This is a genomic window from Methanobrevibacter sp. (assembly GCF_030539665.1).
Classification (GTDB): Archaea; Methanobacteriota; Methanobacteria; order Methanobacteriales; family Methanobacteriaceae; genus Methanocatella.
The window spans coordinates 59,447-74,004 of the sequence record NZ_JAUNXR010000001.1; the positions used below are offsets into that span (position 1 = coordinate 59,447).

General features: G+C 33.7%; 14 protein-coding genes. 12 read left to right on the forward strand and 2 right to left on the reverse strand.

Annotated elements, in window-relative coordinates; all coding sequences use genetic code 11:
• Positions 1-22 precede the first annotated feature (22 nt).
• From Q4P18_RS00220 to Q4P18_RS00230, 3 genes are all read left to right on the forward strand, one after another.
• On the forward strand, positions 23-856 hold the full coding sequence (locus tag Q4P18_RS00220) for a F420-dependent methylenetetrahydromethanopterin dehydrogenase (protein WP_303334305.1): 834 nt from the start codon (positions 23-25) through the stop codon (positions 854-856).
• Positions 857-1,068: 212 nt separating this feature from the next.
• Positions 1,069-1,992 (forward strand): branched-chain amino acid transaminase, encoded by a 924-nt coding sequence (locus tag Q4P18_RS00225; RefSeq protein ID WP_303334307.1) that lies wholly within the window; start codon positions 1,069-1,071, stop codon positions 1,990-1,992.
• 12 nt (positions 1,993-2,004) lie between these two features.
• Positions 2,005-2,838: an undecaprenyl-diphosphate phosphatase gene (locus Q4P18_RS00230; RefSeq protein WP_303334309.1), complete on the forward strand. Its 834-nt coding sequence runs from the start codon at positions 2,005-2,007 to the stop codon at positions 2,836-2,838.
• Between the two features lie 57 nt (positions 2,839-2,895).
• Here the strand turns inward: Q4P18_RS00230 and cobT are convergent, their stop codons facing one another.
• The gene (gene cobT, locus Q4P18_RS00235) at positions 2,896-3,963 is read right to left on the reverse strand and encodes a nicotinate mononucleotide-dependent phosphoribosyltransferase CobT (RefSeq protein ID WP_303334310.1); all 1,068 of its coding nucleotides are present in this window, start codon (positions 3,961-3,963) and stop codon (positions 2,896-2,898) included.
• 4 nt (positions 3,964-3,967) lie between these two features.
• Entirely contained in the window at positions 3,968-4,471 is a 504-nt protein-coding gene (locus tag Q4P18_RS00240; RefSeq protein WP_303334313.1) for a hypothetical protein, read from the reverse strand.
• 121 nt (positions 4,472-4,592) lie between these two features.
• Here Q4P18_RS00240 and Q4P18_RS00245 point away from each other — a divergent pair, with 121 nt between their 5' ends.
• From Q4P18_RS00245 to Q4P18_RS00285, 9 genes are all read left to right on the forward strand, one after another.
• Positions 4,593-5,393, forward strand: a complete 801-nt coding sequence (locus Q4P18_RS00245; protein ID WP_303334315.1) for a DUF1002 domain-containing protein — start codon at positions 4,593-4,595, stop codon at positions 5,391-5,393.
• 102 nt (positions 5,394-5,495) lie between these two features.
• Positions 5,496-7,112: a bifunctional N(6)-L-threonylcarbamoyladenine synthase/serine/threonine protein kinase gene (locus Q4P18_RS00250; protein ID WP_303334317.1), complete on the forward strand. Its 1,617-nt coding sequence runs from the start codon at positions 5,496-5,498 to the stop codon at positions 7,110-7,112.
• Between the two features lie 8 nt (positions 7,113-7,120).
• Complete coding sequence (locus tag Q4P18_RS00255; RefSeq protein WP_303334320.1) at positions 7,121-7,669, forward strand: XTP/dITP diphosphatase; 549 nt, start codon at positions 7,121-7,123, stop codon at positions 7,667-7,669.
• Between the two features lie 49 nt (positions 7,670-7,718).
• Positions 7,719-8,117: a 30S ribosomal protein S15 gene (locus tag Q4P18_RS00260; protein WP_303334322.1), complete on the forward strand. Its 399-nt coding sequence runs from the start codon at positions 7,719-7,721 to the stop codon at positions 8,115-8,117.
• Complete coding sequence (locus Q4P18_RS00265) at positions 8,107-9,441, forward strand: DHH family phosphoesterase (RefSeq protein WP_303334324.1); 1,335 nt, start codon at positions 8,107-8,109, stop codon at positions 9,439-9,441. Before Q4P18_RS00260 ends, Q4P18_RS00265 begins: the two co-directional genes overlap by 11 nt.
• A 9-nt stretch (positions 9,442-9,450) precedes the next feature.
• The gene (locus Q4P18_RS00270) at positions 9,451-10,638 is read left to right on the forward strand and encodes an aconitase X catalytic domain-containing protein (RefSeq protein ID WP_303334326.1); all 1,188 of its coding nucleotides are present in this window, start codon (positions 9,451-9,453) and stop codon (positions 10,636-10,638) included.
• Positions 10,639-10,677: 39 nt separating this feature from the next.
• A complete protein-coding gene (locus tag Q4P18_RS00275) occupies positions 10,678-11,508 on the forward strand; it encodes a hypothetical protein (RefSeq protein ID WP_303334328.1) in 831 nt (276 codons plus the stop codon).
• A 135-nt stretch (positions 11,509-11,643) separates the two neighbouring features.
• A complete protein-coding gene (locus Q4P18_RS00280) occupies positions 11,644-13,035 on the forward strand; it encodes a Mur ligase family protein (protein ID WP_303334330.1) in 1,392 nt (463 codons plus the stop codon).
• Positions 13,028-14,551, forward strand: coding sequence for a Mur ligase family protein (locus tag Q4P18_RS00285; protein ID WP_303334334.1), 1,524 nt, complete (start codon positions 13,028-13,030; stop codon positions 14,549-14,551). The genes Q4P18_RS00280 and Q4P18_RS00285 overlap by 8 nt, the downstream gene beginning before the upstream one ends.
• The last annotated feature ends 7 nt before the right edge of the window (positions 14,552-14,558 follow it).

Consider the following 14,558-nt stretch of genomic DNA (forward strand, 5'->3'; position numbering starts at 1 on the left):
ATTAAACTCAAAAGTGATTTAAATGGTTGTAAAAATAGGAATTATTAAAAGTGGTAACATCGGAACTTCTCCGGTAATTGACTTAATTTTAGATGAAAGAGCAGACAGACCTAACATCGATGTAAGATTAGTAGGTTCTGGAGCAAAAATGAACCCAGAACAAGTAGAAGAAGTAGCACCTAAAATAGCTGACTTCGACCCAGATTTCTGTATCTTCATCTCACCTAACCCAGGAGCACCAGGTCCTGCAAAAGCAAGAGAAATCTTATCCGCTGCTGACAAACCAGCAATCATCATTGGTGACGCACCAGGTGCAAGAGTAGCTGATGAAATGGATGAACAAGGTTTAGGTTACATCATTGTAAACGCTGACCCAATGATTGGTGCTAGAAGAGAATTATTAGACCCAACTGAAATGGCTTCTTTCAACTCTGACATCATTAAAGTATTAGCAGCAACTGGAGCTTACAGATTAATCCAAAAAACTATTGGTGAAATTATTGCTGCTGTTGAAGCTGGTGAAGAAGTAGAATTACCAAAACTCAAAATTACTGCTGAAAAAGCTGTTGAAGCTGGTGAATTCACCAACCCATACGCAAAAGCTAAAGCTTACGCAGCATACGAAATTGCATCAAAAGTTGCAGACTTAGATGTAAAAGGTTGTTTCATGGTACAAGACTCTGAAAAATACATCCCAATCGTTGCAGCAGCACACGAAATGGCATCTACTGCAGCAAAATTAGCTGTTGAAGCAAGAGAAATCGAAAAAGCAAACGATACCTTATGCAGAACCCCTCACATGGGTGACGGTTGCATCGGTAACAAATGCGTATTAATGGAAAAACCAGAAAAATAAGTAGCTAACCGCTACTTTTTCATTTTTTTTATTTTTTGCTGTCGAACTTAACTTTTTTTAGATATTTGTCTTAATTCATGCAATATTTTATAAAATAGCTATGCATGAGATATTTTTTACGACTATTGTTTAATGGTTTTATATTGTTTTATTGAAATTTTAAATAATATAATCGCTAATATTATAATATAATAAATTATTGATGTGATATAATGGCTTGGGATGATACAGCAAGTAAAATTTGGATGAACGGAAATATTGTGGACTGGGAAGATGCTAAAATTCACGCTCTTTCTCATGTTGTACATTATGGAACAAGTGTATTTGAAGGTATAAGAGCTTATGACAATGAAAAGGGTCCTTGTGTTTTCCGTTTAGAAGAACATATTGAACGTTTATTTGATTCTGCAAAAATCTATAAAATTGACATGCCTTACACAGAAGAGGAAGTCTGTGATGCAACAATTGAAATTCTTAAAGAAAACGGCCTTAAATCATGTTATATTCGTCCAATTGCATTTAGAGGATATGGGGAATTAGGAGTAAATCCTTTGAATTGTCCTGTTGATGTTTTAATCGGTGCTTGGGAATGGGGATCCTATTTAGGTGAAGAAGGTATGAACATTGGTGTTGATGTTGGCGTATCTTCTTGGAGAAAACCTGCTCCTGATACATTGCCCGTAATGGCAAAGGCAGCTGCTAATTATATGAATTCCCAATTAGCAAAACTCGAAGCAATCGAACATGGATATGCTGAAGCTATCATGCTTGACTATCAAGGATTTGTAGCTGAAGGTAGTGGTGAAAACATATTCGTAGTTGAAGACGATGTAATTTACACTCCTTCTTTAGGTTCTTCTATTCTTAGAGGTATTACAAGAGACTCAATCATGGAGTTGGCAAAATCTCTTGGTTATAAGGTTGTTGAAGAAACCATCGGTCGTGAAAGACTTTATCTTGCTGATGAAATCTTTTTCAGCGGTACTGCTGCAGAAGTTACTCCTATTAAGAGTGTAGATGGAAGATCAATAGGCATTGGAAAAAGAGGCCCAGTAACCGAAGAATTACAAAAAACTTTCTTTGAAATAGTTGAAGCTAAAAAAGACGATGAATTTGGTTGGTTAAAATATTTCTAGAATGGTGTAATGATGGATATTTTATCAGCAATTATTATTGGTATTGTCCAGGGATTAACTGAATTTTTACCAATAAGTAGTTCTGCTCATTTAATTTTTGTTCAAAAAGCATTGGGTGTTGAAAGCAATCTTGCTTTTGATACTTTTCTTCATTTAGGATCTTTAATAGCTGTTCTGTTATTTTTCTATGCTGACATCTATAAAATGATTAAAGCTTGGTGGTTAAGCATCGGCGATCTTCTTCAAGGTAGGTTTAGAGAAGGAATCTATGAGGATCCTTATAAAAGATTGGCATGGTATGTTATTTTAGCTTCTGTTCCTGTAGGAATTGTCGGTATCTTATTTGAAGACCAAGTGGATGCATTGTTTGGTGGCGCTTTATATGTTCCAGCATTCTTTTTATTTGTAACAGGTACAATCTTGTACTTATCTCAAAGAATGGATAAGGGAGATATTGATTTTGCAAATATTTCAGCTAAAGAATCTTTATTTATGGGATTAGGTCAAGCTTGTGCGGTATTGCCTGGACTTTCACGTTCTGGTACAACCATTGCTGCAGGTCTTGTTCTTGGTCTAAATAAGGAATTCGCCGCTAAGTTCAGTTTCATATTGTCCATTCCAGCTATTGTTGGTGCTGTAATATTTCAGATAAAGGATATTGGTGCTGCAATGGATGCTAATGTTGCAGCTATTTTATTAGGTTTCTTTGCAGCATTTATTGCAGGTTATATAGCTATTAAATGCGTTTTAGAATTAATCGAAAAAAGAAGTTTGGATATATTCAGTTACTACTGTTGGGTAATTGGTATTATAATCTTCTTAGGTTCTGTAGCTCATATATTCTAATTGAGCTATCTTTTTTTTATTTCAAATTAAAAAATAGTAAAATAAGTAATTAAATACTTATTTTAATTGACAAACTTTTTCTATTTTGCTTCTTAAGCTTTTTACACTAGCTCCTCTCATAAGGGCAGTAAACATTGCACCTCCAGCTCCGGCTCCTTCTTTTATGAAACCTTCTGTGTATAATCTTATTCCAGGATCTTCTGATTCTTCAAATTTAGGGTCAACTACATGTAATGAAATTTCTGGATCGATTTGATTAAGTAAATCTAAAAGATTTGCAGTTTCATCTTCTGCTACGTATATGGTAGTAGCTATATTCACTCTTGAAAAGTCGAAGTCAGGTTTAATTGCTTTCACGACTGCGCAAACAGCTGCCATTTGGGTTCCTCCAGCTAATATGATGGGAGTATTTCCACTAGATAAAACCAGTGCTGCAATTCCTGCTAAGGTTGGATCTCCAACTGCACCTATTGCTTGAAATGCATCGCATTTTCCAGGTTCGATTCCTGAATTTTTTATTCCTTCATCCACAACAGAGGTTTTCAAATCATGGGGATTTGTTGGCATACAACCGCTTACCTTTCCGTCCGCATCATAACCTAATGCTTTTAGAACGCCTAATGCGGTGGTGGTTCCGGCAGCTATGCTTTCACCAATTATTAAACTGTCATGTAACATTCCAAGTTTTTCTCCAAGGTCTTTCCCGTTTTCATAGATTTCAAGAGGGTTTAAAACACCTTTTCCAGTTCTAATGTCTCTTCCATAATCATTTCCAAGACGCATACATTCGATTTCAGGTTTTATTTTAGATCCAGCGTCTACAATTACAAATGGGATGTCAGCCAATTCCAGTGCTGCTTTTGTAAGAACTGCAGGTGTTGGCGCTGCAGCTTCACCAATAACTGTTTGTGCTATTTCTTCCATACATCTTACTTGCCCAAGAACCATCAATTCCACATCAGCTGCGGGAGTATATTCGGTTAATTCAGGGGTCGCTCCCGCACCAGAAATTCCTTCTATTCTGGATGTTTCAGTAGTTCCTATAGTACAAATAAAAACAGGTTCTGTATGTTGTATTTCCTCTATTAAATCAGTAGATCCGTATGTTGTTACTCCATCGATCACTTAATCACCTATTACCTAATTTTCTTAATTCTTGAAGTATTAATTTATTTTGATTGATAATTTTTTCATTTTGTAGGGCAATTTTATTTAATAGTTCTCTGTCGGTCATTTCATTTTGTTTGGCTAAATCGCGACCTTTTGGTGGAATAAATATTTCTTCTTTAGGTGGAAGTCCTGAAACAAATCCTTTTGGTTTTGTAACTTCTTTTGGCATTGGAGGAATTTTTGTAGCTCCTTCACATGTGCTACATTTATTAGCATAATCTGAGGTTATGTCATTTTTAGTATTTTCGTCTAAAAGTTCCATTATTCTTTTATCGACATCTTCTTTGGTTTTTAGCTTTTCTTCTTCTGCTTCAAAAAGAAGTCTTTTCTGTATACTGTATGCTTTGTATAAAGGAATTCCTCTAGCTTCAATTTCCTGTTTAAAATCTTCACAGAGATGAATGTCTCCGGTTAATTCATTTATTCTCCGATATGCTGGAGTACTATTACTATAAAATCCCATATTTATAAATTGGTTTTTAAACTTAATATTACTTTTGAAAACAATATGTAATAAATTTCTAACAACAATTTAAACATATATTTATATAAAATGAAACTTAATAGATTGATAGGTGATAATAATGCGTAAATTAACAATTGGTTTAATATTTACAATATGTATTATAACTGCTGTATGTGCATCATCTGCAATTGCCGGAAATTCAAATCCTGACCTGGTAGTTACATATGGTGAGACAACTTATGCAAATCAACAATATGTAAATTCTGTAAACAATTACTTCGCAAGCAAAGGATATACAAATCTTGGAAATGCAAATACTGAAGTAATTAGTGCTAGTCAGGTAAATGCAATCTCACAGGGCATAAGTGGAAAAACTTATAATTCAAACCAGATATTTTCTTCTGCTTTAGTAGATTTGAATCAGGGAGATAATCTTAAAGTTACAGTGGACTCTTCAAAAATAACTTTAGTAACTGCTAAAATGTATGCTTCAGCATTAGAATCAGCTGGTATTCAAAAAGGTATAGTTTATGTAACAAGCCCTATTTCCGCTACTGGGGAATCTGCTCTTGCAGGTGTAATGAGTTGTTATGAAAAAGCAACCAATGTGGAAATCCCTCAAGAGGTTAAACAAGCGGCTAATGAAGAAATCTATGTGCAGGCTGAAGTAGTGAATAATACAAATGCCAATCCGGACCAAATATCTCAAATTGTAGATGATGTTAAAGGAGAGGTGGAAAAACAAAATATCACTGATATGCAGTCAATAGTTGATGTAGTAAATGAAACAGCACAAAAATATAATATTCAAATATCCAATGCAGATATTGAAAAAATAGCAGAAGCGATTTATAACACATTCAATGTTCAAGATCAAGCTAATGCTTATAAAGATAAATTAGAGGCTGTTTTAAGTTAAATTTAAATATCCTTTCTTTTTTTTATTTTAATTTTTAGATTAACATTTTGTTAAAGTATATTTAAATTAAATTACAATATTTATATTAAATATTTATTTTTAGTGATTATTTTGATTAGTTTAGGAATTGAAGGAACAGCTGAAAAAACCGGCGTTGGGATTGTTGATAGTGATGGAAATATTTTAGGGATGGCTGGTCGTCAGCTATTTCCGGAAAAGGGAGGAATTCATCCAAGAATAGCTGCAGAACATCATGCTGAATGGATTCCAAAATTAATTCCTGAGGCTATTGAACAGGCTGGGATAGAATATGATGACATTGATTTAATTTCATTTTCACAGGGGCCTGGATTGGGGCCTGCTTTAAGGATAGTTGCTACTTCTGCAAGAAGTTTGGCATTGTCTCTTAATAAGCCAATTATTGGTGTTAATCATTGTATTGGTCATGTTGAAATTGGAAAACTTGATACTGGAGCAATTAATCCTGTTACTCTTTATGTTAGTGGTGGAAATAGTCAGGTTATAGCATTTGAAAGTGGAAGATATAGGATATTTGGCGAAACATTGGATATTGCTATTGGGAATTGTCTTGATCATTTTGGTCGTGAAACCGGATTGGGTCATCCTGGAGGTCCTGTTATTGAAAAGCTAGCTAAAAAAGGGAGCTATGTTGATTTGCCTTATAGTGTAAAAGGAATGGATTTTTCATTTTCAGGACTTTTGTCTGCAGCTTTGAGAGAACATCAAAAAGGCACTCCTATTGAAGATATTTGTTATTCTTTGCAGGAAACTGCTTTTGCAATGCTAGTTGAAGTTACAGAAAGGGCACTTTCCCATACTCAAAAAGATGAAGTAATGTTATGCGGAGGTGTTTCTGCCAATAGCAGGCTTCGTGAAATGCTTAATACAATGGCGACAGAACAGGGAGCTAAGTTTTACATGCCTGAAATGAAGTTATGCGGTGACAATGGTGTTATGATAGCTTGGTTAGGCATTTTAATGAATAATCATTTTGGTCCAATGGATATGGACAAAACTGAAATAATTCAGAGATTTAGGACCGATGAGGTTGATATTCCATGGGTTTTAAATGAAAAATCTTATTTAAAATTAGCCAATGGCCTAATTGCAAAAGGTGCGGAATCTAATATTTTGGAAGGCAAATATTTGGATGAAAATGTAGTTTCAAAGAATAGGGTTCCTAAAAATTACCGTATTCCTGAAATCGATAATAAGATAAGAAAATCAAGAACCAAGCTTGAAGCCAAATTATTATCTGATGTTAAAAGGGCTGGAGTCAAATCTCCTATTTTGTATGATGTTAATTTGGATGAAAAAGTTATATTGATGGAAAAAATTGATGGAAAAATGGTTAAAGACATTATAAATATTGGTAGTGATGATTTGGCTTTTGAAATTGGTCAAAATATAGCCAAAATACACAATCAAAATATTATTCATGGAGATATTACAACTTCAAACATTTTAGTTGATTCTGATGGCAAACTGGTATTTCTAGACTTTGGTCTTGGAAGATATTCTGATCTGTTTGAAGACAAGGCAGTTGATTTGCTGGTTTTGAAAAAGTCTCTTCAAAGCATTGATCAAAAAATAGCCAATCACATTTTTGATATTGTTTTGAAAGGTTATAGTGACGATAATGATAATATTATTAAAAAAATTAAGGAAATCGAATCAAGAGGAAGATATACTCATTAGGTGATTTAATGATAACATTTATTACTGGGAATAAACATAAAGTAGAAGAAGCAGAGAATATTTTTAAAGATTACGACATTAAACTAGAGCATATTGATTTAGGTTACTGCGAACCTCAAGGAACTCTTGAAGAAGTGGCCATATCGGGTGCAAAATATGCTTGTCGTAAGCTAAATAAACCTGTGATTGTGGAAGATGCTGGTTTATTTATAAGAGCTCTTAAAGATTTCCCTGGAACTTATTCCTCATATGTGCAAGATACATTGGGAAATGAGGGGATTTTGAAGCTTTTAGAAGATGCTGACGATAGATATGCCGAATTCAGGTCAGTTATTGGGTACTGCGCCCCCAATTCTGAGCCCAAGATCTTTTTAGGCAAAGTCAGTGGAGAAATAGCTCTTAGTGAAAAAGGCAATTTAGGATTCGCTTTTGATCCAATTTTTTATGTGCCAGAAGAAGGCAAAACTTTTGGAGAGCTCACTACAGAGGAAAAAAATCAGTTTTCACATAGAAAAAATTCTTTAGAGAAATTTATCAAATGGTATTCTAAAGAGTAATTAATTATTGGGCTTATTGTATAATTTATAAACTTAGAGAGGAATTATTATGGCAAAACCAGATTGGGTAACTTACAGCAACGAAGAAATCGAAGAAATGATTTTAAAATTCACCAAAGAAGGTAAATCCACCAGTGAAATTGGTATCATCTTAAGAGATACTTATGGAATCCCTAGTGTTAAAGATGTAACTGGTGAAAGAATCAACGAAATTTTAAAAAGAAATGGTCAAGCTCAAGAATATCCTGAAGACTTAATGAACTTAATCAGAAGAGCTGTAAACATCAGAGACCACTTAAGTGAAAACCCTAAAGATTTACACTCCAAAAGAGGTTTAACAATTATTGAATCAAGAATCAGAAGATTAGGTTCATACTACGTAAAAGAAGGAGAATTACCAGAAGGTTGGAGATATAATCCACAACAAGCAGCACTCCTTGTTAAATAGAGCTAAAGAAGCTAGTGATATGCTTCAAGAGCATATCGATAAAGATAATGTTATAAGATTAGTTTCTCATAACGATGCTGATGGAATTTCAGCAGCTGCGGTATTAGCCAACGCTTTAAAAGAAGAGAAGATGAGATATCACGTTACTATTATTCCTCGTCTTAAAGAAGATGAGATTAATAAGTTAAGAAGTGATAAATCTTCTTTATTTATTTTTACTGATATGGGAAGTGCTTATGTTAAAGAACTTAACACTTTCAAAAGTGACGTAATAATTGCTGATCATCATCAGGTAAATGATGCAGAACCTGATAGTAATTTGGTTCATGTAAATCCTCATTTATTTGGAGTTGATGGTAGTAAAGAATTAAGTGGGGCAGGAGCTAGCTATTTGGTAGCTAGAGGCCTTAATAAAAAACATTTAGCTTATTTTGCTTTGATCGGTGCATTTGGAGATATGCAAGGTCAAGATGGTTTCATGGGCATGAATAAACTAATAGTTGAAGATGCTAAGGAAAGTGGAACTTTGGAGATTCATGAGGGTCTTAAAATAGTTTCTAAGTCAAGCGAACCATTATATAAGTCATTAGCTTATACATTCTCACCACCATTGCCGGGAATAACAGGTGATTTAACTGGTGCTAGAGAATTTTTAGAAAAAATGAATTTGTCATATGGTATTAAATTCACTGATTTGGAAGGAGAAGAACAAGATCTACTTAAAGATGCTCTTATGAATGTCAATGAAGATATTTTTGGTTTGTGTTATACAGTTCCAAAAGAAACTCCCTTACTAAGAGATTTGGAAGAGTATGCTTACATATTGGACGCTTGTGGAAAAAATAAAAAATTTGGAACCGCATTGGGCATCGCTCTTGGTGAACGTGAAAGAGTTTTAGATGTTGCTGTTGATTTACAGCGCAAATATCGTGAACAAATTGTTAAAGGTTTGGAATGGGCTAAAAGAGAAGGCGCTCAACAACTTAATAAAATACAATATTTATATAGCGAAGACAAAGTATTGAAGGCAGTTATGGGAACAATTGCTAGTATTGGGTTATCTGCCGAAATATTTGATAATTCTAAACCTGTTTTAGGATTATCTAGATTATATAAGGATATTAAAATCTCTGGAAGGACTACTCGTGACATGGTTGAAAAAGGTGTGAATTTGGGTCAGGCTCTTCAAGATGCATCTAAAAACTTTGCAGGTCAAGGTGGCGGTCATGATATTGCTGCTGGAGCTATGATTCCTTATGAAGCAAAGGACAATTTCCTTCGTCTTGTAGATGAAATTGTTGATTATCAGTTAGAAAATAGTTAGGGTGAGTTTATGCATTTGACTAAAAAGGAAGAGGAAATGTGTAATGGGGAGTATGGTGAAACTATCCGTAAAAGTATGGACATTTTAGTAGCTTTGGGCGATATTTATGGTGCACCGGAACTTGTAGACATTACATCAGCACAAGTATCTGGGGTTTCATACAAAACAATCGGACAGGCGGGTTTGGAATATTTGGAAGACCTTGCAAAGGATGATAGGGGTGTTGCTACCATAACTTCTACTTTAAATCCTCCAGGAACAGATTTGGATAATTGGGATAAATTCGGTTTTCCTGAAGAATTTTCAATTAAGCAAAATCAAATTGTTGATGCATATGGAAAACTTGGAATTACAAAAACATGCACTTGCACTCCATATCTTGTAGGTAATGTTCCAAGATTTGGAGATCATATCTCATGGTCAGAATCTTCAGCAGTAGCTTTTGTCAATTCAGTTATCGGTGCTAGGACTAATCGTGAAGGGGGTCCAGGAGCATTGGCTGCGGCTATTGTAGGTAAAACTCCATTATATGGCTTTCATCTTAAGGAAAATAGGGTGGCTAATTGGATAATTGATGTTGAAACTGAATTATCCGGGGCTGATTTTGGAGCATTGGGATATATTGTTGGCCAGAATGTTGGAGGAGACGTTCCATATTTCACGTTAAATAATATCCCTGATAACAATGATTTAAAGACTCTTGGTGCTGCTCTTGCTTCTTCAGGTTCAGTTGCACTATATCATATTGAGAATGTAACTCCTGAATATGCGCATGCTGATAAAGTTAATGCATCTCAAAGTTTGACAGTCACAAAAGAAGATATTCTACAGACTCGTGAAAGTCTAACAACAACTGATAAGGAACCGGATTTAATTTGTTTAGGATGTCCTCATGCTTCTTTAGAAGAAATAAAGCAAGTAGCTAATATAGTTAATGGAAAAACTATCAAAAACAAGCTATGGATCTGTACTTCTATTAGTGTGAAAGCATCTGCTGACAGGATGGGCTATACTAAAACAATTGAAGATGCTGGGGGAAACATTGTTTGTGATACATGTATGGTTGTAGCTCCAATTGAAGACATGGGTTTTGAAGTAATTGGCGTAAACTCTGCAAAAGCTGCAAATTATGTCCCATCAATGTGTGGGCTTGATGTTGTTTATGGTGATGCTCAAGATTTAATTCAATTTGAATAGGTGATTCCCACATTTTTCTTTTTTTCATGGTGAATGAATATGGAGAGTATGAAGTTATTAAACCCAAATTTTTTCTTTTTAAAGGACAATTACCTTCCTTTATATGAGGAATGTAAAAAAATGGATTTGGCTATTGTAAATGAAAAATATAACGATTCAGTTATCATATCAAATAACATTCTTGAAATTCTCTTAAGGACAATTGTAAAATCAGATAATGATGACGATTTGGATAAGCTTATTGATAAAGTATGCAAATTAAATTCTACAGCTTCAGAAATTGGATTATACATTAGGGAAATAAGAATGAATAGTCAAAGAGCCATTAACAATTCTAGGAGATTTTCTAAAAGTAAGGCCATTAAAAATGCTGAAATGGTTTATGAAGTAACTTCTTATTTTTTATATGAGGGTGTCAATCCATTGAATCCATATGAACCTCCTCATTATTATGATGATTGGATCAAGAAAGAAATTGCTGAGATAAGGGCACTTGAAGAATACGAATCCAATTTGAATGAGGAAGAACAAGGGAAAGATGATGTTCAAAATCTTCAAAAGGTTCTAGATGATTTCACATCCAAAACCAAATCAAAATTACCTAAAGAATCTCAAGAACAACTCGATTTTATAAATTCTGCTTTATTGGAGTTAGAAAAACAAAACTCTGAAAATAAAGAATTGTCTGAAAAAATCATCAAAAAGAGAGATGAACAATTTAGCAAACCTAAAAAGTCCAATGGCAAATCTTCCAAAAAAGTTGTTATTGAGGTTAAAACAGAAAAAACTCCAGTCATTCGTGTAATAATGCGTGAAGATATGATTGATGAGTTTAAACCAGTCATTGACATTGATTATGTTGATGATTAGTTTTTTATTTTTATTTTTCTATTATTTTTATTTCAATGATTTAATCTACTTATTTTTCAGTTATTAATTACTATATAACTTTAAATTAAATTAAAATAATATAATAAAATAGTTAATTAAGTGAAGGAGTTTATTATGAATTGTTTAGTTGTTGGTGCAGGAAATGCTGGAAGGCCTGTTGCAAGATTACTTAATAATCAGGGAGAAAAGGTTATTATAACTGATCCTAAGTCAATCGATGAATTTAAAGAAGATGTTCAAAAGATTTTAAAACAAATAGAAAAAGAAGGCGTTATTCTTGATTTAGGAAATCCTGATCCAAGCATTGATGGAATTGATATGGTCTATAAGGCGCCTAGTTTGCCAGATTCAGCACCTATAGCTGAGAAAATTAAAAATGCCAATTTAAAGGTCTTAACAAATGAAGAATTTTCTCGCATTGTTAATGATTTAATTCCGGTAGACATCATCGGTATTACCGGAACTATGGGTAAAACTACGACCACTTATATTACAACAGCTATTTTTAAACAGGCAGGTTATAATGTTTGGTCCTGTTCCTCTCTTGTCAATAATCTTGTTAGTGAGGCTATTATCGATGGTATTGTTAAAGGTAAGGCTGAAGATTGTGATATAGCTATTTTTGAGCTTCCTCATGGTACTATTGGGCTGTTAGATAATTTGGATATTAAAATGGGGCTGTTAACTAATATTGCTGAAGATCATTTGTCCGAATTTGGTGGTTCTCTTGAGAAATATCAAGAGCGTAAATTAATTTTAGAGAAAATGAGCAAAACATTCATTTCAAATAACTCCTGTCGTGATATAATCGAACCAATAAGGCCAGATACTCTTTTCTATGAACTTAATAATCCTGATAGTGTTGCTGATTTTATAGGTTTTGAAGGTGAAGATACATTAACAATTCAGTATGGCAATGAACAGTTCACAACTCCATTTCATATGATGAGTTATTTCTTTGAAAATTCCCTTGCAGCTTCTGCCGTAGCTTTAGAATATGGTGTTCTAAAAGGAGATATTATTGATGCATTATCTGAATTTAGAGGTTTGCCTGCACATATGCAGGATTTAGGTGATTATAATGGCCGTCGCGTGATTCTTGATTCTGCTTTCTTATATGATGGTATGAAAATTACATTGGAGTATTTTAAAGATGAAAATGTTGTTTTATTTTTGGATCATTTTGATACTCTCTCCAAAAGGGATAAGGCAGAAGTTGGTGAACTTGTAGGTCAATACGTTGATACTGTTATTGCCAGTGGATTTAATGAGGTGACTCAGGAAGTTGAAATGAATGCTGCCTATGAGGTTTTGAATGCTATTGAAAATCCTAATGCCACTAAGGTTGCATGTGAAAACATTACTGATGCTGCAGAACTCACTTTTAAATATTCCAAACCTGGAGACATTATTTTGCATATGGGGCCTTTAATCGCTTATGATAGGCTAACAACTATGGATAAGATTATGGTTGGACTTGAAAGAGGTTGTAATAAATATGATTGATGAAAATTCTAAGTTTGGTGTTGTTGGAATTTGCGGTGCCAATGGAAATTTGGTGGCTAGAATCCTTTCACAGAGAGGTTTTGATGTTATTGGAACCGATGTTTCATCAAAAGAGGATTGTAGATTTATTAAATCTCTTGAAAATTATGATATTGAATTATTTTTTGGAGACATTCCTGATGATTTCTTTAGTAATATAGATTATTTGGTTCCTCCAATTAGTTTATCCAAAGATAATGAAATTTTTAAAAAAGCAAATGAAAATAATGTTGAAATTTTCACAGTTGACGATGTTATTTCAAATTTTAATCCAGAAAAGCCTGTTTTTGGCATTACTGGTACCAATGGCAAAACCACATCTACAGAACTTCTTAAAAAAATAGCTTATGATAATGGTATTTCTCCATCAGAACATGATTTGGAAGGAATGCAAGGTAATGCTGAATTTATTCCAATTCTTCAATCTCGTTTAGATGGGGATGTTGCTATTTTAGAAATTGGAACTTTTGGAGTTCCCGGCACAATCAAGAGAATAACTGGTAATGTTGGTTTGAAATCTGGATTAATCACAAATATTACTGAAGATCACTTGAACGATCTTTCAGGTTTTATGGAATATGCTAACGTTAAGGGAGAGTTTATTCAGTCCCTTAAGGATAATCAGATTATTGTAAATGCAAATGATCCTACAATTATGGGTCTTTTAAGAGAATTTGGTCTTGATGATGAGGTAATTACATTTAGGGTAGAGGGGCCAACTATAGGCATCTCTAAAAAAGAATGTGTTTGCGGTGAAATAATTAATCTTAGTGAAATTATTTCAGGTTCGGGCTACTATTTTTGTAAATGCGGACTTACAACTCCTCAAACTGATTACATAGCTACAAATGTTGATTTGATAAATGGGAAATTTGATTTATTTACTCCTTCTGGAAAAATAGAAGTCAAAATGCAGCTGGATGGAATACACAATGTATATAATGTTTCAGGAGTTATAATTGCTGCTCATGAATTCTTGAAATTGCCCTTTGATAAGATTGTTGAGTCAATAGCTTCTTTCACTGGGGTCAGTGGAAGGATGGAGAAAGTAGCAACTATTGATGGAAAAGATGTAATTGTTGATTTTGCTCATAATCCTGCAGGTGTAAAAACAGTATTGAATGCATTTAAAGAGTTATATGGGGATATAACAACAGTAATCACTATTTCTTCGGAGTCTGGTGATCAGGGAGATTCGGAAATTTTTGAAAATGTTTTAGAATTATCAAAATATGTTGTTCCTGCTTCATTTGCTTCTCAAAAGACTGCTAAAAAGTTTATTGATGATGATGCTGATTTCAAGGATAAAATATTTTTAGAAAAAATCGATGAAGAGTTTGTTAAAGAAGGAACAATTGGAGCTACTCCTGAAGAGGTTAAAAAAGGTGTCATTGATGCATTAAAACTTGATTGTGATAAGATTATTGTCATTGGTGAGGCAGCAACCAAATTTAAAGAGAATATTCTAGAGATTTAATACTTTT